This window comes from Sporosarcina sp. ACRSM, assembly GCF_022346545.1.
Lineage (GTDB): Bacteria > Bacillota > Bacilli > Bacillales_A > Planococcaceae > Sporosarcina.
In genome coordinates this window covers 167,662-194,467 of sequence record NZ_JAKRNU010000005.1, presented here as the reverse complement: position 1 = coordinate 194,467, position 26,806 = coordinate 167,662, and the positions used below count along the sequence as shown (strand labels likewise).

General features: G+C 44.8%; 22 protein-coding genes, 1 riboswitch and 1 other annotated feature. Of the genes, 12 read left to right on the top strand and 10 right to left on the bottom strand.

The window, feature by feature from the left end; all coding sequences use genetic code 11:
- Positions 1-64: 64 nt before the first annotated feature.
- Genes MHZ95_RS09865 through tenA form a run of 4 tightly spaced genes read right to left on the bottom strand, consistent with a single transcriptional unit; the run spans position 65 to position 3,207 of the window.
- Positions 65-1,045, bottom strand: coding sequence for an ABC transporter substrate-binding protein (locus MHZ95_RS09865; RefSeq protein WP_239390453.1), 981 nt, complete (start codon positions 1,043-1,045; stop codon positions 65-67).
- Positions 1,042-1,782: an ABC transporter permease gene (locus tag MHZ95_RS09860; RefSeq protein ID WP_239390452.1), complete on the bottom strand. Its 741-nt coding sequence runs from the start codon at positions 1,780-1,782 to the stop codon at positions 1,042-1,044. Before MHZ95_RS09860 ends, MHZ95_RS09865 begins: the two co-directional genes overlap by 4 nt.
- On the bottom strand, positions 1,779-2,528 hold the full coding sequence (locus MHZ95_RS09855) for an ABC transporter ATP-binding protein (protein WP_239390451.1): 750 nt from the start codon (positions 2,526-2,528) through the stop codon (positions 1,779-1,781). Before MHZ95_RS09855 ends, MHZ95_RS09860 begins: the two co-directional genes overlap by 4 nt.
- Positions 2,515-3,207 carry a thiaminase II gene (gene tenA / locus MHZ95_RS09850; RefSeq protein ID WP_239390450.1) on the bottom strand — a complete coding sequence of 231 codons (693 nt, stop codon included), beginning with the start codon at positions 3,205-3,207 and terminating at the stop codon, positions 2,515-2,517. Before tenA ends, MHZ95_RS09855 begins: the two co-directional genes overlap by 14 nt.
- A 581-nt stretch (positions 3,208-3,788) precedes the next feature.
- Positions 3,789-3,891, bottom strand: a riboswitch (TPP riboswitch).
- A gap of 146 nt (positions 3,892-4,037) precedes the next feature.
- Between tenA and MHZ95_RS09845 the strand changes: the two genes are divergently transcribed.
- The 3 genes from MHZ95_RS09845 to brnQ all read left to right on the top strand — a co-directional run bounded on the left by MHZ95_RS09845 (position 4,038) and on the right by brnQ (position 10,056).
- Positions 4,038-5,195: an exonuclease SbcCD subunit D gene (locus tag MHZ95_RS09845; protein WP_239390449.1), complete on the top strand. Its 1,158-nt coding sequence runs from the start codon at positions 4,038-4,040 to the stop codon at positions 5,193-5,195.
- Entirely contained in the window at positions 5,192-8,269 is a 3,078-nt protein-coding gene (locus MHZ95_RS09840) for an SbcC/MukB-like Walker B domain-containing protein (protein WP_239390448.1), read from the top strand. Before MHZ95_RS09845 ends, MHZ95_RS09840 begins: the two co-directional genes overlap by 4 nt.
- A 431-nt stretch (positions 8,270-8,700) precedes the next feature.
- The gene (gene brnQ / locus MHZ95_RS09835) at positions 8,701-10,056 is read left to right on the top strand and encodes a branched-chain amino acid transport system II carrier protein (protein ID WP_239390447.1); all 1,356 of its coding nucleotides are present in this window, start codon (positions 8,701-8,703) and stop codon (positions 10,054-10,056) included.
- A gap of 20 nt (positions 10,057-10,076) precedes the next feature.
- On the opposite strand, the gene MHZ95_RS09830 is transcribed toward brnQ, so the two are convergent.
- The 3 genes from MHZ95_RS09830 to MHZ95_RS09820 form a co-directional block, all read right to left on the bottom strand.
- Complete coding sequence (locus MHZ95_RS09830; protein WP_239390446.1) at positions 10,077-10,766, bottom strand: GntR family transcriptional regulator; 690 nt, start codon at positions 10,764-10,766, stop codon at positions 10,077-10,079.
- Between the two features lie 84 nt (positions 10,767-10,850).
- On the bottom strand, positions 10,851-11,432 hold the full coding sequence (locus MHZ95_RS09825; protein ID WP_239390445.1) for a VanZ family protein: 582 nt from the start codon (positions 11,430-11,432) through the stop codon (positions 10,851-10,853).
- Between the two features lie 33 nt (positions 11,433-11,465).
- Positions 11,466-11,981, bottom strand: coding sequence for a GNAT family N-acetyltransferase (locus MHZ95_RS09820; RefSeq protein ID WP_239390444.1), 516 nt, complete (start codon positions 11,979-11,981; stop codon positions 11,466-11,468).
- A gap of 125 nt (positions 11,982-12,106) precedes the next feature.
- Here MHZ95_RS09820 and MHZ95_RS09815 point away from each other — a divergent pair, with 125 nt between their 5' ends.
- Both MHZ95_RS09815 and MHZ95_RS09810 read left to right on the top strand, forming a co-directional pair.
- Entirely contained in the window at positions 12,107-12,703 is a 597-nt protein-coding gene (locus tag MHZ95_RS09815) for a 3D domain-containing protein (protein ID WP_239390443.1), read from the top strand.
- A 129-nt stretch (positions 12,704-12,832) separates the two neighbouring features.
- Complete coding sequence (locus tag MHZ95_RS09810) at positions 12,833-13,555, top strand: SDR family NAD(P)-dependent oxidoreductase (protein WP_239390442.1); 723 nt, start codon at positions 12,833-12,835, stop codon at positions 13,553-13,555.
- Between the two features lie 56 nt (positions 13,556-13,611).
- On the opposite strand, the gene mnmM is transcribed toward MHZ95_RS09810, so the two are convergent.
- Positions 13,612-14,199 (bottom strand): tRNA 5-(aminomethyl)-2-thiouridylate-methyltransferase MnmM, encoded by a 588-nt coding sequence (mnmM, locus tag MHZ95_RS09805; RefSeq protein ID WP_239390441.1) that lies wholly within the window; start codon positions 14,197-14,199, stop codon positions 13,612-13,614.
- A complete protein-coding gene (gene mnmL, locus MHZ95_RS09800; RefSeq protein ID WP_239390440.1) occupies positions 14,196-15,155 on the bottom strand; it encodes a tRNA modification radical SAM protein MnmL/YtqA in 960 nt (319 codons plus the stop codon). The genes mnmM and mnmL overlap by 4 nt, the downstream gene beginning before the upstream one ends.
- Positions 15,156-15,302: 147 nt before the next feature.
- Here mnmL and MHZ95_RS09795 point away from each other — a divergent pair, with 147 nt between their 5' ends.
- From MHZ95_RS09795 to leuS, 6 genes are all read left to right on the top strand, one after another.
- Complete coding sequence (locus MHZ95_RS09795; RefSeq protein WP_239390439.1) at positions 15,303-16,490, top strand: MDR family MFS transporter; 1,188 nt, start codon at positions 15,303-15,305, stop codon at positions 16,488-16,490.
- A 367-nt stretch (positions 16,491-16,857) separates the two neighbouring features.
- Positions 16,858-17,679: a DUF3100 domain-containing protein gene (locus MHZ95_RS09790; RefSeq protein WP_239390438.1), complete on the top strand. Its 822-nt coding sequence runs from the start codon at positions 16,858-16,860 to the stop codon at positions 17,677-17,679.
- Positions 17,679-18,116: a hypothetical protein gene (locus MHZ95_RS09785; protein ID WP_239390437.1), complete on the top strand. Its 438-nt coding sequence runs from the start codon at positions 17,679-17,681 to the stop codon at positions 18,114-18,116. Before MHZ95_RS09790 ends, MHZ95_RS09785 begins: the two co-directional genes overlap by 1 nt.
- Before the next feature lie 344 nt (positions 18,117-18,460).
- A complete protein-coding gene (locus tag MHZ95_RS09780; protein ID WP_370642998.1) occupies positions 18,461-19,783 on the top strand; it encodes a GntP family permease in 1,323 nt (440 codons plus the stop codon).
- Positions 19,784-19,853: 70 nt separating this feature from the next.
- Positions 19,854-20,621: a 3-hydroxybutyrate dehydrogenase gene (locus MHZ95_RS09775; protein ID WP_239390436.1), complete on the top strand. Its 768-nt coding sequence runs from the start codon at positions 19,854-19,856 to the stop codon at positions 20,619-20,621.
- 43 nt (positions 20,622-20,664) lie between these two features.
- Positions 20,665-20,881, top strand: a binding site (T-box leader).
- Positions 20,882-20,930: 49 nt separating this feature from the next.
- The gene (gene leuS / locus MHZ95_RS09770; protein WP_239390435.1) at positions 20,931-23,348 is read left to right on the top strand and encodes a leucine--tRNA ligase; all 2,418 of its coding nucleotides are present in this window, start codon (positions 20,931-20,933) and stop codon (positions 23,346-23,348) included.
- A gap of 287 nt (positions 23,349-23,635) precedes the next feature.
- Here the strand turns inward: leuS and MHZ95_RS09765 are convergent, their stop codons facing one another.
- Positions 23,636-24,901 carry a BaiN/RdsA family NAD(P)/FAD-dependent oxidoreductase gene (locus MHZ95_RS09765; protein WP_239390434.1) on the bottom strand — a complete coding sequence of 422 codons (1,266 nt, stop codon included), beginning with the start codon at positions 24,899-24,901 and terminating at the stop codon, positions 23,636-23,638.
- Positions 24,902-25,186: 285 nt separating this feature from the next.
- Between MHZ95_RS09765 and MHZ95_RS09760 the strand changes: the two genes are divergently transcribed.
- Positions 25,187-26,803: a putative polysaccharide biosynthesis protein gene (locus MHZ95_RS09760; RefSeq protein WP_239390433.1), complete on the top strand. Its 1,617-nt coding sequence runs from the start codon at positions 25,187-25,189 to the stop codon at positions 26,801-26,803.
- Positions 26,804-26,806: the final 3 nt, after the last annotated feature.

The following is a 26,806-nucleotide window of genomic DNA, read 5'->3' as shown; positions in this document are numbered from 1 at the left end:
GCTGCTCTTTAGGAAAATGGATCGGTTTGGTGATAGATCCATTCAAGCCGGTAATAATTTTTTATTAATCCATATTGACAAATATCCTCTCAAGATCCGCCTCTTTTTTCAATAAACCCGTTTCCTTCATCCAATCCGCAGTCAATTTCCACGTCTCTTCGTCCTGTTCGCCAAAGTTACCTAGTGAAGTCATTTTCGGAAGGAGAACGGAAAGCGATTCTTTTTCCACTTCTTCGATCAGCGGAAAATTGGCTTCGTCTTGGTGTTTCAGCAAGATGGATAGTGCTTCGTCAGGATCTTTTTCCATGTCGGCAAATGCTTTTCCAGCGGCACGCCAAAATGCTTCGATGTTCTCCTGCTCTTCCTTCCATGTGTCATCGCTCGTTACAACGACGAGTTCGTAAAACGAAGGCACGCCGTAGTCTGTCGGATCGATATAGCCTGTCGGGAATCCTTCATATTCTAGCAGTGGCACTTCGTGATTGATATATGCTCCGATGACGGCATCCGCTTTCTTTGTGATTAATGAAGAATTCAATTCAAATCCGACATCGACCATTTTTACTTTATTGAAATCAGCGTCGTCTGCCACCATTATTGTTTCAAGCATTGCTTCATTCAATGGAATTCCAGAATAGCCAATCGTTTTTCCTTCCAAATCTTTTGGTCTTTCTATCCCGCTCTCTTTTAAGAAAGCGATATGGTTTAACGGAGAACGAACGAGAACACCGACTGATTTCACGCCGATATCCTGCTCGGATTTCGCAATGATGACATCAGGTTGATAGGTGATGCCCATCGTCACTTTTCCAGCAGCGGCAAGATTGATCGGGTCGGTTGGATTTGCGGGGAACTGGATATCCAGCTCGATCCCTTCTTCTTCAAAATAGCCTTTCTCCTGTGCGACATACAAGAAGCTATGTACGGCATTCGGATACCAATCGAGCATGATGCTTACTTTTTCCGTATCTGTTTCATCTTGATTGCAAGCGCTGAGCAGTAGAATAAGTACAGCACTTGCTAATAATAATGAAATTTTCTTCAATTTATATTCCTCCATTTCACAAGACGTTTTTCAATAGAAGTGACACAAACAAACAAAACAATCCCAACAACAGTCAAAACGAAAATAGGGGCAAATACGGCTGCTCCATCGAACTGCGTCATCATACGTCGGCTAAAATATCCGAGCCCGGCCTGAGCACCGAGCCATTCCCCGATGGCCGCGCCGATTACGCTCAAGGTCACTGCCACTTTCAAACCGGAAAAGAAATGAGGGAGGGTGGTAGGCATTGAATACTTCAAAAAGATATCTTTTTTCGTTGCGCCCATCGTTAATAACAGTTCTTCCGTTTCTTTCTTGCCAGAAGCCAATCCGTCAAATGTATTGACAGTAATCGGGAAAAAAGTGATTAGTACGGCGACAGCCACCTTACTCCAAATTGTGTAACCGAACCAAAGGACAAAAATCGGGGCCAATGCAATGACAGGAATCATTTGCGAGGCGATCAGAATCGGATAGAGTGCTTTTCGTACCGACGGATTGGCAAACATCCAAACAGCGATTGCCGTACCTGAAACAATTGAGATGGCGAGCCCGATGATGATGGTCAGTAATGTGACGGGCAAATGATTGATAATCAGTACTTCTTTCAAATCCCAAAGCTTGATAGCAATTTGAATTGGTGAAGGTAGGATAAATGCTTGATCAGCCAGTCGTGCGCCGATTTCCCACACGCTGAGGAATGCAAGGACAATGAGTAATGATGAAGCGTTTCTCATAGCATCACCTCTTCTCGTAATGCACGCAGCAATTGTTCTTTCAATTGAAGAATTTCCGGGCGATGTAAATCATTCCTTGAACGGGGTCTTCCAAGCGGAACTTTGATTTCTTCAAAAGATGTGACGGGTTTACTCCGCAGCATAAAAACCCGGTCTGATAAAAACAGCGCTTCTTCCACATCATGTGTAATGAAGAGCACGGTAGCCGTCCGTTTTTCCCACCGTTCGATCAACCATTCTTGCATCGCCAGCTTTGTAATCGCATCAAGCGCAGAAAAAGGTTCGTCCAATAGGAGGAGCGGATTGCCGGAGAGAACAGCGCGTAAAAAAGCGACACGCTGTTTCATCCCACCGGATAGTTCATCAGGATAGTTGTTTTCGGTTCCAGCAAGGCCAAACTCTTGCAATAACGGTAAGACTTGTTCATGGGCACTCATTTTCTTCGTTCCGGCAATTTCAAGTGGTAAGCAGGCGTTTTCCAATACAGTACGCCAAGGCAACAGGAGATCTTGTTGTGGCATATAACCGACTTTGCCAAGGCGCTGTCCGTTCGGATGGCCATCCAATGCAATGGTTCCTGTCGACGGTTCGTCCAATCCTGTAACGAGGCGGAAAATCGTGCTTTTCCCCGAACCGCTTCGCCCGACAATCGAAATGAATTCGCCAGGTCGGACTGTGAAAGATAGTTGATCTAAGATGTTGTCATTCGCCCCATAACCGAATGTCACATTGTCAAACGCTAACATTGATGGTTTCAGCCCCAGGCCACATTTGTTTGGTGTTCGCCATATCCCAGAACATATATTCAAATCGGGTCGTATTGAGGAAAATCTCTTCTAGCTTTAGCAATTCATGTTCCGGTTTGCCTTCCGCCGCTTTGTCCATCAGTTCGATACACCAACCGGCGAGTTCCCCAAATTCTTCCGAAGAGTACATGCGCACCCAATCCCCATATAACGGATGCTCTGCAGCTCCCGGAATGGCATTAAGTTCCTTGCCGATCTCCCAATAGCTCCATGCGCAAGGAAGCAGTGCCGCAATGACTTCAGCGGTCGTGCCATTTTGACAGACATGCAACATGTAATGAGTGTAAGCAAGAACGATAGGAGATGGCTTTGCCGTTTCAAGTTCTTGTTCTGAAATACCGAATCGCTTCGCGTAGCTTCGGTGAAGGGCCATCTCTGTATTCAATGTGCCGTCGAGAAGAGAAGCGAACTTGCCCATTGTTTCCAAATCGTCCGCCTTGACGGCTCCGATAGCAAATACTTTTGAGTAATCAATTAAGTAAAGATAATCTTGTACCATGTAAAATCGGAATTTATCCGGATCGAGCGTCCCATCGCCAATTCCTTGTACAAATGGATGACTATGATTCTGTCTCCAGATTGGTAACGTCTTTTCAAGCAAGCGATCAGTGAATTTCATTTTTCCAACACTCCCTTTAATTATTGAAACCAATCCATTCCATCCGCTTTCGCATTATTTTTGAAATCAATCACGCCTCGGCGTGATTGCGTCCAGATTTTGAATTGAGCAAGGCTCACGTCTAGTCTTCGGGCGCCAGCGGCTTGGGACATAAGTCAAAGTTGCTCTGTGGCAAAAGACGCCACGCCGCATCTTCGCCTTATGCCTGTCGCCCCTAGGCAGGCGCCCTGCGCTTTTGGAGAATTAACTCCTTTCAAAATCTGTGACATCCGCGGGCCTACAGGATGTAGGTCATGCAACCGTTGCCAATCGAACAGCGAAGGGTTCGATTTGCCGTATTTCTGTGTTCTTTGCAGAAATTAAGGCACTTTCCTTCAGGACGCGGCGAACTTAGGTTGCCATCCATTCTTCGTTCAGCGGGCGTTTGAACACCCGCTGAACAGGAAACAAAATCGCATTCATCTCGCCACCTATTGAGGTGGGAGTCTTCTGCTGAATGAAGATAAAGCAAAAAACCCACTCCTTGAAGAAGGAGTGGGTTGTAGACAGCGTGCTCATACCGAAAGACAGACCGGCAGAATCTATTGTCAGCACCTCTTCCTTACGCTGGTATTAACCAGTTCAAGTTATAAGGGTTAAGGCAACGCCTCTCTCAGCTCTGTTCGAGCACCCCTAGCGGTGGAACGTATGTAATTGGATTCGCCCCCATTATAGGCATAGTTGTAATGGAAGGTCAACCTTTACTTTGAAATTTCAGAAAGGAATGTATGTTTCCTTTTTTGCTTGATGTCCTGTAAAATGGAGAAAAGAAGTGCAAAGGGGAGAGGGCATTGAAGTTTTTTCATACAGCGGATTGGCATTTAGGCAAGCTGGTACAAGGGGTTTACATGACCGATGACCAGCGCCATGTATTGGATCAATTCGTCGAAGCAATCAAAGAGGAAAGGCCGGATGCAGTCGTCATTGCAGGTGATTTGTATGACCGCGCAGTTCCTCCGACAGAAGCGGTTGCGCTATTGGATGACGTGCTCGAGAAAATCACGATTGAATTGGAGACACCTGTCCTGGCTGTCAGCGGCAACCATGATAGTCCCGGACGGCTCCATTTCGGCAGCGGATTGATGCGTGCGAACGGCTATCATATTGCAGGGCAGATGACGCAAGTGATCGAACCAGTTGTGTTGGCGGATGATCACGGCGAAGTCCATTTTCATCTCGTCCCATTTGCAGACCCTTCCGTTGTCAAATACCTCCAAGATGACGAGACAATTGCCAATCATAATGACGCGATGAAAAAAGTGGTTGAGGTCATCCAGCAAAACATGGCGAAGCATGCACGACATGTGTTTGTCGGCCATGCATTTGTGACGCCTCACGGGGAAAGTGAAGCCAATACGAGTGATTCGGAACGGCCATTGGCGATTGGCGGGGCGGAATATGTTTCGGCTCATTTGTTTGAACCGTTTCATTACACAGCACTTGGCCATTTGCACCAAGCGCATTATGTGTTGAATGAAACGATCCGTTTTGCGGGCTCACCGTTGAAATATTCCATTTCGGAAGAACATCATCAAAAAGGATTTTTGGTCGTGGAATTGGATACTGACGGGCAAGTCAGTGTGGAAAAACGGGCATTGAAGCCTCTGCATGATATGCGCACTGTCGAAGGAACGATGGAAGAAATTCTGTTACAGCCGATCAGTGAAGATTATGTATTCGTCAAATTGCTCGATGAGACACCAGTTTTATTCCCAATGGAGAAAATCCGATCGGTCTATCCGAATGCCATGCATGTCGAGCGGAAGATGGCGCTGCCGAAAGGACGTCAGGAAAGTGAAGGGCAAATCAGACATGAAAAACAAGATGACATCGCTCTTTTCAAAGCGTTTTACGAAGAGGTGAAAGGGGAGGCGGCTGATGAAGAGACGGAAGCGCTATTCGCGGGCGTGCTCCACGAAGTGATGCAGAAGGGAGGAGTTGGCTTATGAGACCGATCCAGTTGACAATGACGGCATTCGGACCGTATAAAGGGACGGAAACGATCGATTTTAGGGAGTTAAAAGAGAATCGTTTATTTGTGATTTCTGGAGCTACAGGCGCTGGAAAAACGACCATTTTCGATGGAATCTGCTTTGCGTTGTATGGACAAGCAAGCGGTGAAGATCGGACAGATATCAAGGCAATGCGCAGTGATTTCGCGGACGATGCCGTTCAAACGACGGTGGAATTGACATTTATGATCCACCAGCGGACTTATCGCATCATGCGGCAAATCCCATACATAAAAAAGGGCAATAAATCCGAAACGGCCGCCCGTTGTACGTTCCATGAATTGACAGCGGAAGGGGAAGTGCCTTGTGTCGATCGGCAAATCGTATCCGAAATTAACAAGAAAGTGGAAGAACTCATCGGTTTTACGCAAGCGCAATTCAGCCAGATCGTCATGTTGCCGCAAGGGGAATTCCGGAAGTTCCTCACATCGGATACCGAAAACAAAGAAACGATCATGCGTAAAATTTTCAAAACGGAGCCCTACCGTGAGCTTGTGGATAGGCTGAAAGCGAAAAAAGACGAAGCCCAATTGGAGTTATCGAAAGAGATGCAACTGAGCGAAGGGCATATCCGGCAAATTCCATCATTGCTTCCGGAACGCGAGTCTTCTATTTTCGAAGTGTTGGACCAAGAACATTATAATGTACAGCAAGTTGTCATCGGTTTGGAGGAAGAACATTCCTTTTATGAAAGGAAGACAGTGGCTGATAAAAAAAGTACGGATGATGTCTATATACAACATATGAACATGCAAGAAAGTTATCATAACGCCAGGACGATCAATGAAAGGTTAACTGAATTACACGAAAAAGAACGTGCGCTACAAGAATTATCGACGAAATTGCCGCTGGTCAAAAGAAAAGAACAACAATTGGCGGATGCGGACCGGGCTGTCACCATCGGAGAAATCGAAAGACAGTTTACTGCGTTGCAGAAAGAGATGATTGTAAAGGACGGTGAATTAAAAAATGCTACGGTTGCCCTCCAGATGGCGACTGAACAGATGGAGGCAGCAAAACATCGTTACCTCGTGGAGGAAGGGAAACAAGGAGAGCGCGAGAAAGTGACGGAAAGCCTAATCCGCCTTTATGATCATCTGCCTGCTGTTTCGGGTTTGGCTGCGAAAGAAGCCGATCTTGAAAGGTTGAAACATGAGTTAAAACAATTGGAACAACAACTTCTAGTAGCAGAGAAAAAAGCAGAAGACGAAACCGTCAAATCGAAAGCATTCATAACGGAGATGGAGCAGATCGAAGCGAGACTCGGTTCATATGACGAGGCTCTCGATCGGTTGACTGAACTTACAGAAAAATGCAGAGTACTTGATGAATTCACCAGCTTGGAAAAGCGGAGTGCTGTACTGGAAGTAGAGCGAAATGAAAAGGAAATGCTTTACCGAAAATATAAAGAGGATTATGACACAACGGAGCAACGCTGGTTTGACAACCAAGCGGCAATGCTAGCGGAGTCACTTCGTGAAGGAGAAGCGTGCCCGGTATGTGGAAGTGAGCATCATCCCGTAAAATCGCATAAAAAAGTCGAAGGAGCCTTATCAAAGGAACAGCTGGAAAAACAAAAAGAACAACTGGCGCAAGTTGAAAAACAGTATCGTCTCTCGACAATCAATGTTGAGAACTGCTTACAATTGTTGAATGAAAAAAAGAAAGAAATGGAACGTTTACACATTGAAGCGCCAAATGATGAACTGCATGATCAAAAGCGGAAACTGGAAATTGAAATGGCTCGGCTACGGGAAGAGCGAAAAATCCTTGCTGAATTAAAAGAGAAAGCGAAAAAGCAAGAAATGGTAACTGCCCAATCTGTTCAAGCCACAACAGATTTGGAACGGGCATTGCTTGAACGGCAATCCGACTACCAAACGAAGGCCGCTGTTTTGGAAACGACGTTACAGACGATTCCGGGGGATGTCCGTGTACTATCCGTCCTGCAGGAGAGGATTGCTGACATGGAAAGTCGGAAGAACCAGCTTGAACGTGAGTGGAAACGAGTGCAAAAACTCCGAGAGGAAGCGGCGGAACGTTTGGCAGCTGTTACATCCGCAAAAATGCATGCGGAAAAAATGCTAGAAGACGTAACGGGGAAAAAGGAGCAGGCGGAAGCAAGGTTCAAGGAAGCTTTAAGAAACTCTGATTTCCCGACAGAAGCCGCATATCGTGAAGCGCAAATGACAGAAGCGGATCGTCTTTCATTGAAGGAAAGCATCATAGCCTTCAAACAGCAGTACCATTCGTTGCGCGAAACGGTCGCCGAATTACAGGAGTTGCTGAAAGGGAAAGAACCTGTCGATTTGAAAGTCATGGAAGCGGAGATGAACAACCTGAAATTGGACTATGAAGCGGCGTTGAAAGCATACAATGCTTCCTCTCAATATGAAAGAACAGCTTTGGGTCTGAAAGAGAAGCTTATCCAATCTTCTACTAAAGTGATCGAGCTGGAACGAGCGTATGGGAAAATAACGGACCTATACGATGTCGTCAGAGGGCAGAACGGGCTGAAACTGTCATTTGAACGGTATATCCAGATCGAATATTTGGAACGGATTATCCAATCGGCAAACGAACGATTGAAAGACATGTCGAACGGTCAATTTGTATTGATGCGCAGCGACCGGCAGGAAGTACGTGGGAAACAGAGTGGTTTAGGGTTGGATGTCTATGATGCGTATACTGGCCAAACCCGTGATGTGAAAACATTGTCGGGTGGGGAGAAATTCAATGCATCTCTTTGTCTAGCGCTCGGTATGGCCGATGTCATCCAAGGGTTCCAAGGGGCCGTCTCGATCGATACGATGTTCATCGACGAAGGTTTCGGGTCATTGGATGAGGAATCGTTGAACAAAGCGATTGATACATTGATAGAACTGCAGAAATCAGGCCGGATGATCGGTGTCATTTCTCATGTCCCGGAATTGAAAGCCGCACTTCCCGCGATTCTTGAAGTGAGGAAATCGAAAGAAGGCCATAGTAGAACGAAGATAGTTGTCAAATAACTCATAACTGGATCCGTTTGCATGTTATTCATGCAGACGGGTTTTTTCTTTTGCGGTTAAGGGAATGGGGAAGTAGATGGATCGACATCTTTCGTCAACAAATTATTATTTTATTATTCCGAAAAAAGGATGAAGGGCTTCAGTTACATGCCTTCTTGTACCATAGATGGCTCCGTTTTCATTGGAGACCATTTGGATCTTTAATTCATAATAATTTCATTCGATTACTTTATTTTTAAATAATTTTTGTAATATTGGAACAAGATTAAATCCTTTAATCGTGGGGTTTAATTGGGATTTTTCCTATTTGTGAAAATAAATAAAGTTCTCAGTATTAGATTGCATTTTCTAAATGAAAAGAGTATTATTGTTTCAGCGATATATTGTATATATATTTATATTTTTTTACATTTGAGGAGGAAATTTGTATTATGCAACCCAAACTATCGTTTTCATCATACCTAGTTATTGGTGTGATGTTATTCGCTTTATTTTTTGGTGCCGGAAATCTTATTTTCCCAGCACAGCTTGGGCAGTACGCTGGGTCGAACTTATGGCTGGCGATTATTGGATTTTTAATTACGGGTGTCGGTTTGCCGTTTCTCGGCGTATTGGCGATGGGATTCTCTGGTAGCCAAAACTTGCAGGATCTTGCCACTCGAATCCATCCTGTATATGCAGTGATTTTCACATCACTTCTCTATTTAACGATCGGTCCATTTTTCGCAGCGCCGCGTACAGGGGCAGTTGCGTATGATATTGGGATTGCACCGTTTATTGCCGAAGATTATACAAAGATCGGCTTACTTATTTTTACGTTACTATTTTTCGGTCTTACACTTTGGTTATCATTGAACCCGGCTAAAATTGTCGATAATGTCGGGAAAATCTTATCTCCGGGAATCATCATTCTACTGATTGGCTTGTTGGTCATGGCCATTGTCAATCCGATCGGTGCAATCGGATCACCACAAGATGTTTATGCCGATGGTGCCTTCATGAAAGGTTTTACAGAAGGTTATAATACGATGGACGCACTTGCTGCTCTAGTATTCGGAATCATTGTTATCAATGTACTTCGATCAATGGGTGTGACGTCGAAACGTGGTATCTTGGCAGCTACAGCCAAAACAGGTGCCGTGGCAACTGCTTTTCTTGCACTCATCTATGTAGGAATCGCTTATTTAGGAGCTACAAGTGTAGAGAAATTTGGCTTGTTTGATACAGGTGGTCCTGTTTTAAGTGAAGCGGCTGCCCACTATCTTGGAACATTCGGACTTGTGTTATTGGCAATTGTTATCATTCTAGCTTGTTTAACAACAGCCATCGGGTTAGTGACAGCTTGTGGGGAGTACTTCCACACACTTATTCCGAAAGTAAGTTATAAAATGTTCGTCATCATCTTTACAGTATTCTGTTTTGTAGTAGCAAACTTCGGTTTGGCGAATATCATTACGTATTCCATTCCGGTATTGATGTTCCTTTATCCGCTTGCGGTTGTACTCATGTTGTTGACATTCACCTCTCCATTGTTCAAACATGCACGTCCCGTTTATGTGGCGGCGACAATCGTTGCTTTCTTGATCAGTACGGTGGATGGATTGAAAACACTTTGTCAATTACTTGAAATCGACTATTTCGGATGGTTGGCACCGATCATTACTTTCTATGAAAATGTGTTGCCGCTCTACAAAGACGGTCTTGGCTGGTTATTGCCAGTTTTAGTGGTCATGCTCATTACGGGAGTGATTGCCCGTTTGACGCACACCGAAACAGTTCAATCGTAATACAGAAAAAACCGGTATCCTCATGTGGAGGAAACCGGTTTTTTTGCTGTGTTTTCATGTAAATGATGGAATTCGTCAATCGCCCGCACCCAGTTGTTACGCATGATGGCAGATACACCTTCCGCATCACCCTGTTTCATCAGTTCGATGATACGCGTATGTTCTTCGATAGAGTCTTTCGTCAAGACGATTGAATTATGGAAGAATAATCGTCTGACATGCACTTGAAGGGTGGGTACCGTCGTTTTAATATACGGATTGTTTGCAGTGTCGACGATAATCTGATGAAATTCTTCATCGATCTTCAGGGCAGCAAAATAATCTTCGGCAAGGACTGCATCTGCAAAGCGTTTATTTGTATGTTCAAGCAGCTCGATCGTTTCCGGTGTGAGATTCGGAATCGCGAGCTCGGCGGATAATGCTTGTAAAGCGGCGAGAGGAGGCAGTAAATCCGTGATGGATTCTTTGTCCACTTCCGTCACTTGAGTTGCTTTTCCGGGATACATTTTCACAAATCGTTGTACTTCGAGCAACTGAAGCGATTCACGGATGGGCGTCCTGCTCACGCCTAATGCCTGGGCCAACTCTGTATCGTTCAGCTTCTCGCCAGGCTGTAAGGTTCCATCGATGATCCAATCTTGTAGCTGTTCGAAAGCGTTCTCTTTTGCAGTTTTACGTACCGGTTTAGATAGATCGGTAGGTATCGGCATGATGATTCACCATCCTATATAAGTCAGTATTTTTTTATTATACCGGATTTCGATGGAAGTTGGAAGGTATACAATATATTGCATTTATGAATTTACTTTTTTAAATGTCGTATCCAATTGTGGGATCAGTTTCTTTGCGACGACGTATAACCCGTAGCCGAGCATCGTACCTGTCGTATTCAACCATAAGTCATCGATGTCGCTACTCCTCGCTTGCGTCAATTGCATTGTTTCGATAAAAAAAGAAATACAGAAGCCGAAAAGCGTCGTTTTCCAAAATCGATTGAATGCGCGCCATAGCAACGGGACAAGAAAACCGATCGGCATGAAGATTACAATGTTCCCCAGGAAGTTGATGATGAACGGCTGCCAGAAGCGCAATTCCGTAATGGCGTAATAATTATCTACAAACACTCTGAATGGAACAAGATTCAGGTTGGCGAAAGAACGTGTAACAATAGGGCCTGTATAAAGGAATGTCAGAATGGTTTGAGAGAATAACGCCGTCATGAACAACAGAAAGGCGACTGCACCTATTTCGTGCAAAAGATTCAAGTTTTGAACGCCGCGTATTCGGTTATAGCCGAACCGAGCGAGAAGGATGAAAGGTAATGCCGCAACCATATAAGGAAGCATTTCGCGAATATAACTTAAAATGTCTAACATAAAAATCTCCTAGCTTTTTTCATAATGTACCGCTTAGATTTCACGCTTGTACTTCAGGGATATGTCCTGATCTTCTTCCCTAGTACCGTAGGTCAGTTCTTCGTGGTGAAAGGTGAAGCCCTTTGCCTCATAAAAAGGGATGCCGTGCTGATTGCCCTTAGCGACAGCTACCCACTGTTCCTGTGCACCGTATGTAAACTTTTGGTGTTTCGTAAAAAAATCGAGAAGTCGGGTGCCGATACCTTGTCCACGCAGAGAAGGATCGATGTAAAAGACATACACTTCCCCGATGGAGGCATCTGTCATTCCACCTCCGATGACCCCGAGAATCGATTTCTCCATTTCTGCTATGAAATAGCCGTGCCAGTCCTTACTAATGGAGACGTTTTCTTGTTCAATACGTTCCACATTGTAATATTGGGCGATTAAGTTTTCGATATATTCATCGGAATAGAGCGTTTTGTAAGTGAACCATTGACACTTTGCAAGCAGATCCGCCATAGGTTTTGCGTCATGTCTAGTCGCTCGCCGAATCAAAATTGTTTTCATGTTATCAAACTCCATTTCTGTAACAATCTTTTCTGCTTTGTAATGTGAAAGGAAGATTATTGTAATGTGTCTGTAATAGAAGCTTGTTAATCTAAGTATAGACTAAAAAGCACGGGGGAGAGCATTTGAAGAAAATTCTTGGAGCACTCATCATTACGATTGCATTATTGGTCACCGGGGCAACAGAGAGTCAGGCGGCTTCTTCGACTTACACGGTACAAAAAGGAGATTCGTTGTATAAAATCTCGAAAAAGTATCAAATATCAGTCTCGGAATTAAAAGCTTGGAACAATTTGAAATCGGATGTCATTCATCCAAAACAAAAATTGAAAATTACAAAAGAGAAAACAACTGCTAAAGCAGCGACTAAATCAAAAGCAGTAGCAAAAGCAAATACGAAGACCCCTTCCCGGTCAGACTCTGATAATGTGGTCAAAGAATTCACCGTTTCGGCAAGCGCCTATACGGCAAGTTGCAACGGTTGTACCGGCATCACTGCAACGGGAATTAACCTTAAAAAGAATCCGGATGTGAAAGTTATCGCTGTCGATCCCAAAGTCATTAAACTTGGGACGAAAGTGCATGTGGAAGGGTACGGTTATGCCGTTGCAGCCGATAAAGGAAGCGCCATCAAAGGGAATAAAATCGATGTATTTTTCCCGACTAAGAGCGAAGCGTATAAATGGGGTCGTAAAGACGTCAAAATTAAAATATTGGAATAAACATACAAGGACCAATTTTTCTTCGGAAGAATTGGTTTTTCGTTGTTTTTGGACATTCAATTCGTCGGTCTATCAACGAAAGTCACTGTGTAGTAGTATAAATGATAGTGGATGAAAGGGGAGAGTTATATGGAAGTGTATATTGTGACGGGTGCTTCAAAAGGAATCGGAAATGAACTGGTGAAACAGCTTCGAGAAAAAGGAAACAAGGTGATCGGCATAGCAAGGACGCCCCAAGTAGATGCTAAAGATTTTGTAGTGACAGATTTGTCGGCTACAGAACATCTTGAAGGACTGCTCTCGAAGATTATTGACGACCATAGAGAAATAGCGACTTCCTTTACGCTTATTAACAATGCTGGGATGGTGGAGCCAATTGGGCGGATTGGCTCTGTTGACGCAGAGTCGATGCGTCAAGCGGTTGCGCTCAACCTGACAGCCCCGATGGTTCTTTCGAATGTTTTCATTGCAAATTTGGTTGGTTTTGAAGGACAGAAGAGAATTATCAATATTTCATCTGGAGCAGGAAGAAAGGAATATGAGGGCTGGGGAAGCTATTGTGCGACTAAGGCGGGCCTTGACCATTTTTCACGTGTTGTCGCCTTGGAACAAGCAAGTGCTGACTATCCAGTAGACATCGTTTCCATCGCGCCAGGCATTATTGACACGGGAATGCAGGAAACAATACGGTCGAGTCATGAAGAGGCATTTCCATTATTGGAGAGGTTTGTAGAATATAAAGAAAAGGGATTATTAAGCAGTGCGGAACAAACGGCTGAAAAATTGATCAGCTTTTTGGAAAAAGAAGACTTTCGAAAAGTAGGTCCGATTGCAGATATCCGTCACTTTTAAAAGGTGAATATGTCAACAACAAAAGGTTGCCTCAAATAAGGCAACCTTTTGTTCTGTTAATCCACTTGTTTAACCATCTCAAAGTCCCTCATCTTTTCGAGAGCGATGAGGAAAGGCGGGTTGTTGCGCTGATTTAATAATTCGTAACGAATGACGTGGACATCCGCTTGGTGCAGTGTTTTTACATAGCTGAGCAATGCGTCCCGCTCTTCTTTTCCGCCTTCATGGCCATCGTAGACGGAGATGGCGATGATGCCGCCTTTTTTTAATAGGCCGAGTAACATATGAATCGCTTTGATCGTCGTCTCGGGTTTCGTCACAATTGACAAATCATTGCTATAAGGCAAATAGCCGAGATTGAAAACGGCACCGCCGATCGGTCCGGTTACATATTGTTCAACATTATCGTGGCTATCAAGGATAAGCGAAACGCGTTCATTCAGTTCCCCTAGCCGTTCAGCCGTCGAGTCAAGGGCAGCTTGTTGGATATCGAACGCGAAAACATGTCCTTTCTCTCCGACATGCTCGGCCAGAAAGAGGGTGTCGTTCCCATTGCCGGCTGTTGCATCGACAACCGTTTCATCGGCTTCGATCGTTTCACTGAGTAGATATTTTGAAAATGGAAGTACGCGAAGCAGTTTCATTGTTGTTTGACCGCCTTTACATAGTGCTTTCCTTGCCAGCTGCCGCGCCGTTCGAGTTCTTTGTCGATCCCGTTCAGCACTTCCCATTTCGTTACACTCCACATCGGTCCGATTAATAAATCGATCGGTCCGTCACCTGTAATGCGGTGAACGATCATTTCTGGAGGCAAGATTTCAAGTTGATCGGCAACAAGGTTGATATATTGTTCTTTTTCTAGGAACTCCAATTGTCCTTTTTCATATTGTTTGACCATCGGCGTTCCCTTCAATAGGTGTAGGAGATGGATTTTGATGCCTTGAACATCAAGTTTTGCAACTTCACGCGTTGTTTCCATCATCATATCGTAATCTTCGAGCGGCAAGCCGTTGATGATGTGCGAACAAACGCGAATCCCGTGTTTGCGGAGTTTCTCGACCCCTTCCACATAGGTTGCGAAATCATGTGCTCGATTGATCAGCTTAGCGGTTTTTTCATGGACGGTTTGTAGGCCGAGCTCCACCCAAAGGTATGTCCGTTTGTTCAACTCTGCCAGGTATTCGACTACATCATCCGGCAAGCAATCTGGACGGGTTGCGATGGATAAGGCGACGACCCCATCTTGTGCGAGAGCCGCCTCAAATTTCTCCTTTAGTTTAGGAAGGGGAGCATGCGTATTTGTATAGGCTTGGAAATAAGCCATATACTTGCCGTCTTTCCATTTTTTGTGCATCCTATCACGGATTTCTGCAAATTGAACATCAATCGGATCGACACGATCACCTGCAAAGTCCCCGGATCCCGCAACACTGCAAAATGTACAACCGCCGAACGCGACAGTCCCATCCCGGTTCGGGCAATCAAATCCCGCATCCAATGCCACTTTAAATACTTTGAAACCAAATTCATCTTTTAAATGACGTGACCATGTATGATAACGTTTCCCTTCAGAAGGAAACGGTAACGCGATGTTTTCCATATGGTTCAACTCCTCTAACAGTAGATTGTATCATGTTTCCGGGGATGCTGTATCATCTGAATTGCTGAACTTTTCCTGTTCACCTTGTCGAAATGATGGGAAAAGCATACACTCTAAATAAGTTTATTGTAGAAAGGAGATGATGGCGTGCCTAAAAAGGTTTGGTTGCTCATTATCGGTATGCTGATCAATGTCATGGGGAATTCATTTCTATGGCCATTGAACACCATCTATATGCATGATTATTTAGGCAAGTCGTTATCCGTTGCAGGGCTTGTCCTCATGGCGAATTCGGGAGCTGGCGTTATCGGGAATTTGCTTGGGGGAGTACTATTTGACCGGATCGGCGGATTTAAATCAATCCTCTCAGGGATCATCATCTCCATATTTGCTCTTGTCGGTCTAGTTTTTTGGCATGGATGGCCTCATTATGTATGGTTTTTAACATTGCTCGGATTTGGCGGCGGTATTATTTTCCCGAGTATGTTTGCGATGGTCGGAACACTTTGGCCAGAGGGTGGACGGAAAGCATTCAATTCAATTTATCTTGCTCAGAATGTCGGCGTTGCGATTGGCCCTGCTTTAGCTGGACTAGTTGCCTCCATAAGCATCGATTATATATTTTCAGCAAATCTCTTTTTTTATGTCTTCTTTTTCGTGCTCGCTTTTTTGGGTTATCGAAATTTGGAAATCGCACCGGATCGCCATACAAGTGTCATAAAAGAGAGGAAGAAAATACAGCAAAAAGCTCCATTTTACGCATTGCTTATCATTTCAGGTGGGTATCTGATCATGTGGCTTGCCTATTCTCAATGGGTGACCACGATTTCAGCGCATGCCTTGTCCATCGGCATTACATTGACACAATATAGTTTGCTATGGACAGTCAATGGCTTGCTGATCGTACTTGGACAACCGCTCATCAAGCCGATTATCAGGCGATTGGAGCACCGGATCAAGGCTCAGATGCTTTTAGGTCTCATCATTTTTATTGCATCCTTTATCGTGCTCAGTTTTGCCGGTACTTTCAAGGTATTCATCGTTGCTATGGTGATTTTGACATTTGGCGAAATGTTCGTTTGGCCTGCAGTTCCAACGATTGCCAATCAGCTGTCACCGAAAGGGAGAGACGGTTTTTATCAAGGGATCGTAAACTCCTTTGCGACGATCGGTCGGATGCTTGGGCCATTTTTCGGAGGGGTCCTTGCAGACCAGTATGGGGTGCAAGTGATGCTATTCGTGATCACAGCCTTTTTGATCATCCCGATTTGCACAAGCCTCTTCTATGATCGGCCTTTGAAGAAAGTCGGGATACAGTCAGAGAATGAAGGATAGGATTCAAAAGAGGACCCTTTTCGGGATCCTCTTTTTCCTTCTACTTCGGTGGGGTATTCGATGAGAAAAATGCGAATATCGTTTTTCATGACGCGCCGGTTAATGACGCTGAATTTTCAATATATTTTGTTAAAATAGTATTTAAAAAGAATATGAAAATGTCTTACTCAGTTTGGGTCACATGAACAAATATTTGTCTTTAAATATGATGACAACGGCTTTATTAGCTTCACTGTCTTCCCTTGTACCTCTTTCATATCAGCTCTTTGAATCACCCAAAACCACCGAAAAAGGTTTTAAAGATACAATATCTGCTATTGAAGTGATCGGGAGCTTATCATAAAATGATGTAGTGAGGAGGCGTGTTATGAAACAGAAAAATGAAATGAGTATGGCGAAAAATTGGAAACTACATATAATTGTGCTAATTTTCGTCTTACTCGGTGAAGCGATCGGCACTAAACAGTTTAACTTAGGAGTCGGGACTGTTGCCTTATTCCCGATGCTCTATGTGTTAATATGGGGCGGAATTGTTAGCTTCCCGAAGTTGAAGCTTTTGAACGAAGTGCAAATGAAAAAAGCTGCAGGGATCTTGGGCATATCGTTCATGTTATTCGTCGCGAAGTTGGGCACGATGCTCGGTCCATCCCTGCCGAAGATCTTCGAAGCTGGGCTATCGTTGGCATTTCAGGAAGTCGGACATGTTATCGGAACGATTGCCATTGGCTTGCCGATTGCACTGCTGATGGGGATGAAGCGGGAAGCGATTGGTGCAACATTCTCCATAGACCGGGAGCCGAACTTGGCAATTATTTCAGAAAAGTATGGCGCTGACTCTCCTGAAGGTAGGGGAGCGTTAGGTGTCTATGTGTGCGGAACGGTGTTCGGTGCCATTTATTTGGCAATGCTTGCCGGGTTTTTGGGAAGTCTTGGTATTTTCCATCCGATTTCGTTGGCAATGGGTGCTGGGGTCGGATCTGGAAGTATGATGGCGGCAGCTTCTGGTGCACTTGCGGTCACATTCCCAGACGATGCAGAAGATATCGCTTTATTTGCGGCAGCAGCCAACTTGATTTCAACCATTTTGGGAACATATCTTTGCGTATTTTTCTCTCTTCCTGTCACAGCGCGTCTCTATGAATGGCTTGAGCCTAAAATTGGACGTACTCGCAAGGAGGGAGCAAAATAATGATTGAAAAAGCCAAAGTACTCGCTTTGATCGGGGTCATTGCCATCTTGGGGAACTGGGTTGGTTACGGTGTATCTCCGATAGCTGCACTACCCGGAATGATTGTCATTGTCATCATTACCATGGTAGGTTTAGCATTGAATGCTGTTTTACCAAAGATGCCGTCTGTCGTATGGATTTCTTTAATTGCACTCATTGTCACAACTCCTATTTTTCCTGGAAATGGATGGCTTGTGGAAAAGACTAGCGAAATTAACTTTATGGCATTGGCAACACCCATTTTAGCCTATGCTGGACTTTCACTCGGTAAAGATTTGGACAGCTTTAAAAAGCTGGGTTGGCGCATTGTCGTCATCTCGCTCGTTGTCTATACAGGGACATTTCTTTTTGCAACGTTGTTTGCTGAAATTGTCTTTAAAATACAAGGAAGATTCTAAGTTTCTGCTAAAAAAGTTCTGGACAATTTTGAATTGTTCAGGGCTTTTTTTAGTTTTTCTTAGATTTGAATTAATCGTTTTAAGCTTCGGAATTTCTGCCAATGAATAAATTTACCGATTTGGACGTATAATCCTTGGGAGTCAAGAAATCTTGCAAAAGTAAACTAATTTCCAAGATTACCTTTTTGACCTATCGTCTTTCCGTTAGCAGTTGAAAGACTTTTATTCCAGTGTGAAAAAGTTAATCTCACCTTCTGCAGAACCGGTTGATTGGAAAATAAGCCTGAATTTTAATATCAGATTTACTCTGGGAAAATACAAGTTTCGGGGGAATGGTGATGGGGATCTTAAGTATGATCGGTCTTATCGGAGGCTTGGCTTTACTGATCTTTTTGACGATGAAAGGGGTTAATATTTTAATTGTTGGACCGGTTTCCGCACTCTTTGTTGCCATCATGAGTGGGATGCCGTTATTTTCCCAGCTTGCTGCAGGGGATGAAGCAAACTTTGTGACAAGCTATATGACTGGGTTCACGGGATTTATCATGTCATGGTATTTAATGTTTTTGCTCGGTGCTGTATTCGGAAAAGTCATGGAAGATAGTGGGGCGGCGGATGCAGTTGCCAAATGGTTTGTCGAGACATTAGGCATGAAATATGCAGTTTTAGCAATCGTTGCGGCCTGTGCTGTTTTGACGTATGGCGGGGTAAGCTTGTTTGTAGTTGCCTTCTCTGTCTATCCGATGGCGATCTCTTTATTTAAACAAGCTAATTTGCCGAGGAGGTTCATACCTGCGACGCTTGCACTTGGATCCGTGACTTTCACGATGACATCAGCTGGTTCGCCGGAAATTCAGAACTGGATTCCAATCGAATTTTTAGGGACTTCCCCTTGGGCAGGATGGCAAGTCAGTGCGATTGTCGCGATTTTTATGGCTGTCTTTGGCTATTGGTGGTTAAAAAAGATGGTCACCAAAGCCCTCAACAGAGGTGAACGGTTCGTAGATCGGGAAACGGATCCGAACTTCGATACAACACGCGAGTTGCCAAATCCGTTCTTGTCAATGATTCCTCTGCTTGTTGTATTAGGAATTTCATTTGTTTTCCATGATTCCCTTGCACAATCCGCATTGATCGTTGCACTTTTAGGCGGAGTCATCACGACATACTTTGTAGGCAAGAAATACTCGTCCAATTTCGGAGGGGCTGTCTCTGCCGGAACCCTTGGGGCAATCGTTGCCATTGGGAATACAGCTGCAGTCGTCGGCTTTGGGGGAGTGGCAAAAAATGTTCCTGCTTTCCAGACGGCAGTCGATGCAATGACGAATATCCCGGGCTCCCCGTTAATCGGTGCTGCAATTGCCGTCTCGGTTATCGCGGGGATGACCGGGTCTTCATCAGGAGGGCAGGCAATTGCCTTACCGTTATTGGCACCGCATTATATGGATATGGGCGTAAATCCGGAAGCCTTACACCGCGTTGTGGCGATTTCCTCCGGTGCACTTGATTCACTTCCGCATAATGGGTATGTTGTAACGACAATCCAGTCGATTTGTGGTGAAACGCATCGGGCTGCATATGGCGCAGTCGGGGCAGTAACCGTTATTGTTCCAGCAATTGGTGTGGTCATCGCAATTGTTTTATTCTCATTGGGACTGGGGATATAATAAAATATGAAAATAGCCGCTTCTGGCGGCTATTTTCATGACGCAGTTTAATTGAATTAGGGGGATGGATATGGTGGAAGGGAAAGTGCTTTTTATCACGGGGGCTGCTCGGGGAATCGGGTTTGAAATTGCGAAAGAATTTTCACACGCCGGTGCTAAAGTGGTGCTGACCGATTTGGATGGGGAAGCTGTGGAGAAAGCAGCAGCCGGTCTTGGGAAAGAGGCGATCGGTTTGAAATGCGATGTCACTTCCGAACCTGAGTTGCAGCAAGCGATGGATGATGCGATCGAACAATTTGGACGCATTGATATTTTAATCAATAATGCGGGAATGCAACATGTTGCCTTGCTTGAAGATTTTCCGACTGAAAAATTCGAACTGCTTGTCAAAATCATGTTGACGGCCCCGTTTGTGGCGACGAAGCTTGTGCTGCCACATATGCGGAAAAATGGTTTTGGGCGCATCATCAATATGGCATCGATTAATGGCTTGGTTGGCTTTGCAGGAAAAGCTGCTTACAATTCAGCTAAGCATGGCGTCATCGGATTGACGAAAGTGGCGGCATTGGAGACTGCTGCAGACGGGATAACCGTTAATGCGATTTGTCCAGGCTATGCAGACACACCGCTCGTTCGCAATCAGTTGCAAGACTTGGCGGAAACAAGGAATGTTCCGCTGGAGTCGGTGCTGGAAGAAGTGATTTACCCGCTCGTGCCTCAAAAGCGGCTGTTGGATGTGAAGGAAATAGCAGATTTGGCGCTGTTTTTATCCAGTGAAGGGGCAAAAGGGATGACCGGCCAAGCCGTCGTGCTTGACGGCGGGTATACGGTCCAATGAAAGCTTGTAATTCGCCAACAATTCGGGTACACTGTAACCAATAGTTTGGGCGTTGAAGAGGATTAGTAATCTGTACGATCGATTTTAGAGAGCAGGCGGTTGGTGAAAGCTTGTACGACGACGATGAACTCGCCTATGAGCCTGCATTGGTGAATGATTAGTAATCAATGCCGTTTTCCGCGTTAAGGATTCAAGTTGGGCGGCTTTGTCGTCAATTTGGGTGGTACCGCGGGAGTGTGGATAGATCTCTCGTCCCTTCTTTTGTTAAGGGACGAGAGTTTTTTTATTTCGAATAGGAGGAATTGTCAGATGAGTTATAATCATGGACAGATTGAAAAGAAATGGCAGAAATATTGGAAGGACAACCAGACGTTCAAGATGACGGACGATCCTTCAAAACCGAAGTTTTATGCTCTCGATATGTTCCCGTATCCATCAGGTGCCGGGCTTCACGTCGGGCATCCGCTTGGCTATATTGCGACGGATATTTTGAGTTCATTCAAACGGAAGCAAGGTTATAATGTGCTGCATCCGATGGGGTGGGATGCATTCGGACTGCCTGCGGAACAGTATGCCCTTGATACGGGGAATGATCCTGCTGAATTTACAGCGAAAAATATTGCGACATTCAAACGTCAAATGAATGACCTCGGTTTTTCCTATGACTGGGATCGTGAAATCAATACGACAGATCCGAAATATTACAAGTGGACTCAATGGATTTTCATCCAATTGTATAAGAGAGGCCTGGCCTATGTCGATGAGGTAGCGGTGAACTGGTGCCCGGCACTTGGCACTGTGTTGGCCAATGAAGAAGTAATTGACGGGAAATCAGAGCGCGGAGGGCATCCGGTCGAGCGCCGTCCGATGCGCCAATGGGTATTGCGCATTACTGAATATGCCGATCGTTTGCTAGAAGACCTTGACGAACTGGATTGGCCAGAAAGCTTGAAAGATATGCAACGCAACTGGATCGGTCGTTCAGAAGGGGCGCAATTGACGTTCGACATCGATGGAACAGATTTATCATTCGAAGCATTCACTACACGTCCGGACACGATTTTCGGGGCGACATACGCAGTGCTTGCGCCTGAACACAAGCTCGTTGAAAAAATTACGACAGCCGAACAGAAAGCGGCAGTCGAGAACTATTTGAATGAAGTAAAAATGAAAAGTGATCTTGAACGTACCGATCTTGCCAAAGAGAAGACGGGCGTATTCACAGGTGCCTATGCTATTAACCCGGCGAGCGGCGAGAAAATGCCGATCTGGATTGCAGATTACGTATTGGCTACATACGGAACAGGTGCCATCATGGCGGTTCCAGCTCATGATGAGCGGGACTATGAGTTTGCAAAAGAATTCGACCTGCCGATCATTGAAGTGGTTGCGGGCGGCGATATTTCACAGGAAGCTTATGTAGGAGACGGAGCTCATATCAATTCTGGTTTCTTAGATGGGCTAGGTAAAGAAGAAGCGATCGAAAAAGCGATTGCTTGGTTCGTGGAACAAGGTAAAGGCGAGAAGAAGATCACATATCGCTTGCGTGACTGGTTATTCTCCAGACAACGTTATTGGGGCGAGCCGATTCCAATCATCCATTGGGAAGATGGCACAATGACTCCGCTTGACGAATCTGAACTACCGCTGAAATTGCCGGTCACTGACGATATTAAACCGAGTGGGACAGGCGAATCACCACTTGCAAATATCGAAGAGTGGGTGAATGTTGTACATCCCGAAACGGGCATGAAAGGTCGCCGTGAAACGAATACGATGCCGCAATGGGCGGGTAGCTGCTGGTACTACTTGCGTTATATCGATCCGAACAACGACGATATGATCATTGATCCGGAATTGGCAAAACGTTGGTTACCGGTTGACATTTATGTCGGAGGTGCGGAACACGCGGTGCTCCATCTTCTATACGCACGATTCTGGCATAAAGTGCTTTACGATATCGGTGTCGTTCAAACGAAAGAGCCGTTCCAGAAGTTGTTTAACCAAGGGATGATCCTTGGAGAAGGCAATGAAAAAATGTCGAAGTCGAAAGGCAACGTCATTAACCCAGACGATATTGTTCATTCACACGGCGCAGACTCACTTCGCTTGTATGAAATGTTCATGGGACCGTTGGAAGGCTCGAAAGCATGGACAACGAACGGTCTCGATGGAGCAAGACGCTTCCTCGACCGCATCTGGCGCCTATTTGTCAATGAAGACGGAACATTGAGCGCGAAAATCGGTGGAGAATCAGGCGGGGAACTTGAAAAAGTGTACCATCAAACCGTGAAAAAAGTGACGGAAGACTTTGAAGGTATGCGGAATAACACGGCGATTTCTCAGTTGATGGTATTCATTAACGAAGGTTATAAAGTCGATTCGATTCCGAAAGAATATGTAGAAGGCTTCTTGAAAATGATTTCACCTATCGTTCCGCATTTAGCAGAAGAACTATGGGAGAAACTAGGTCATACGGATACCATTACGTACGAAGCATGGCCGACATATGATGAATCCAAACTGGTCGACGATACTGTTGAAATGGCTGTTCAAATTAATGGTAAAGTACGTGTGAAAATTGTTGTTTCAAAAGACGCAACGAAAGAAGAACTTGAAACAGGTGTCCTGGAGGATGAACGAGTGAAAGAGCTTCTGGAAGGAAAAGACGTGAAAAAAATCATCGCGATTCCTGGAAGATTGATCAACATCGTCGTAGCTGGGTAATTATATAAAATCCGCAGGAGCAATTATCGCTCTTGCGGATTTTTTAAGTGATGGAAGTTGTTTGTTGGTGATTATTAGTATGGTTTTTAAGAGCGTTTTTTTAGGGGTATGATCGCTTGGAGATTTTATAAAGCGCTGTTCAAAATTAATGATCGTTTGCAGGGAATATAGAGCGCGATACAAAAGTAATGATTACTTGTAGCAGTCAGAGGGCGTCATTCCTCACTCCTAGATACTATAAATAGGAATAGGCGCCGACGAATTTAGACAGGCGCCTATTGCATATGTTATAAACCGGTCGCGTATTCGCCGGCGTTCATTCCTGCGATTCTTCCAGTGACGAGGGCGGATGTGATGTTGTAGCCCCCTGTGTAGCCATGGATATCTAAAATTTCTCCGCAGAAATAAAGTCCATCTTTTTTGCGGGAAGCCATTGTTTTCGGGACGATTTCCTTCACGGAAACACCGCCGCCTGTGACGAATGCTTTTTCAATCGGTTGTGTGCCGTTGACTTTCATCGGAAAAGCTTTCAATAATTTAGCGAGTGAACGGATTTTCTCCGTGGACATGGAGGCCCCGGTTTCAGTGGGATCGATAGCTGCCTGTTCAAATAAAAAGAGCAACCATCGTTCAGGGGCGATTCCTTTCAATGCATTTTTCACCGCTTTTTTCGGGTCTTCTTTCAGTGTAGAATGGAGCAGTTGAAAGGCTTTCTCTTCATTCATGGAAGGGAGTGAATCAATGCGCATTTCAACTGGGCCTTTCCCGTTTTTCATCTGCTCTTTGACGACGAACTGACTGCATCGTAATATGGCAGGGCCGCTTAAGCCGAAATGGGTGAACAGCATATCCATTTGATGAGTGATCACTGTTTTTCCTTTGGCGTTCAAAACGGATACTGCCACATCACGAAGTGCCAGTCCTTGTAACTCTTTAGAGACAATGAAGGGTTCGCTTGATAATAAAGGTACTTCCGTCGGGTATAGTTCTGTCACTGTATGACCTGCTTTTTCCGCCCAAGGATAGCCGTCTCCCGTTGAACCGGTTTGAGGGACCGCCTTGCCGCCGACTGCGACGACGACCGCATTTGATCGGATTTCTTCACCTGAGTCGAGCCGAACACCAAGAATGCGCTCGTCGTCCATTAACAGTTTTTTGACACGTGTCTCGAGTTTCACTTCGACTTTCAAACGGGCCATTTCCGTTAGGAGGGCATCGACTACGTCTTTCGCTTTGTTGGATACAGGGAACATCCGACCGTGGTCTTCCTCTTTTAAAGCGACACCAAGACCTTCGAAAAATCGGATGATATCTTCATTGTTGAAGACAGAGAATGGCCCGTATAGAAATCGGCCGTTCCCGGGGATGTTTTTCACGATTTCTTCCTGCGGTAGCCGATTCGTCACGTTACAGCGCCCGCCTCCAGAGATGGCCAATTTATTGCCAAGTTTTTTTCCTTTTTCAAGAAGGAGAACTTTCTTTCCTTTTTCAGCGGCTGCAATCGAAGCCATCAATCCAGATGGACCCCCGCCGATGATAATAACGTCATACATAGTGGAACCACGCTTTCAGTTTTTCTCTCATTATACACAAATAACAGCAATGCATTGTGAAAAATGTCGACTGAGGGTAAACTGTATAAAGTGGATTTAGCCGCATGAACGGACAAAAAGTGCCATCAACTGTTGAAAGGCAAGGGGTATAATCTGTCAATGTCCGATTCACAGATGCCGATTACAGAGGCTTTGCCGTAAGCTATCTTGCTGTTCGTTTAAATAGGTAGGGGACATGTCCTCACGAATTGGAGTTTCACTTTATGAAGATTGGAAGGATTACATATGTCATCGAATCTTGTCAAAGGCAGTGCCATTTTGACGATTGGGCTCTTTTTATCAAAAGCGCTCGGTCTTTTATATCTTATGCCGTTTTATGCAATTGTCGGAGAGGAAAATATCGGTCTTTATCAATATGCCTATATCCCCTATAATATTGCGCTCTCTATTGCCATTTCGGGGGCTCCGCTCGCCATTTCGAAATTTGTTTCAAAATATAATGCGCTTGGAGATTATGCGACGGGGAGGAAAATGCTGAAGTCGGGCATGCTGGTGATGGCCCTTACAGGCATACTCTCTTTTTTAACGCTGTACTTTCTAGCTGAGCCGCTCGCGCATCTTGTGCGGAGAGACGATGAACAACTCTTTACGGTGGAAGAAATCGCGGGTGTTATCCGTTGGGTGAGTTATGCGTTGCTAGTTGTTCCAATCATGAGCATTGTGCGTGGCTTTCTGCAAGGGAATCATAAAATGATGCCGACATCGGTTTCTCAGTTGGTGGAACAGATTGTGCGGATTGTCGTTGTACTCGTAGGGGCTTTCATCGTCGTCAATTTCATGAATGAATCCCCGAGGACTGCAGTGAATTTCGCTGTCTTTGCGGCGTTCATCGGAGCACTTGCCGGTTTGGTCGTCCTCTATAAATATTGGAGAAGTTACAAGCCTGAATTTGATCACCTGCTCGCCAATAGTCCTTCTGCCGGTAAGGTATCCATCACAGATATGTATACGGAAGTATTTGCCTATATTTTACCGTTTGTCCTTGTCGGGGTCATCAATCCACTTTATCAGTTTGTCGATATGATCACCTTTAACAATGCAATGGCATCGATTGGACTGGCAAATGTGACAGACACCTATTTTGCGATGTTAAATCTCCTTACACATAAGTTTGTCATGATTCCTGTTATGGTAGCAACGGGGTTTTCAATGGCGCTCATTCCCGTCATTACGGGTTATTATGCGAAAAATGATCAGAAGGGAATTACGCGTTCACTCGATCAAACCTATCAGATCATGTTGTTTTTGACGGTTCCGATGGTGATCGGCTTGATCGTGTTGTCAGATGAGCTTTATCAATTCCTTTACAGCAAGAGTGAGGCGGGATCTGAGATCTTGGCAAGCTACGCACCTGTGGCCATCCTGTTCGGTTTGTTCACGGTGACGGCGGCGATTTTGCAAGGGATTGACCGCCAAAAATGGATTGTTTTCACTTCGTTGCTCGGCTTGCTGTTCAAATTGGTATTGAACATACCACTTATTAAATTGTTTGAGACGGATGGAGCGATTGCTGCTACTGCAATCGGGTATTCTATCGCAGTCGGTTTGAATATCGCTGTTATTACAAAAACGCTTCATTATCGTTCGAAGATGGTGTTCAGAAGATTGATCCTTATTGGGTTATTAAACCTGATCATGTTCATAACAGTGGCGCTCACGCTGAAAGGTTTAACGGCGATTAGTGAGGCGGATGGGAAAATGCATGCGCTCCTTTATGTTTTACTATGTGCAATGGTGGGAGCAGCTGTCTACGGTTATCTGTCTTTCAAAACCGGTCTTGCACAGAAACTATTTGGAAATCGTTTGACTAGATTGACGAACAAGCTTGGTTTTAGGAGATGATTG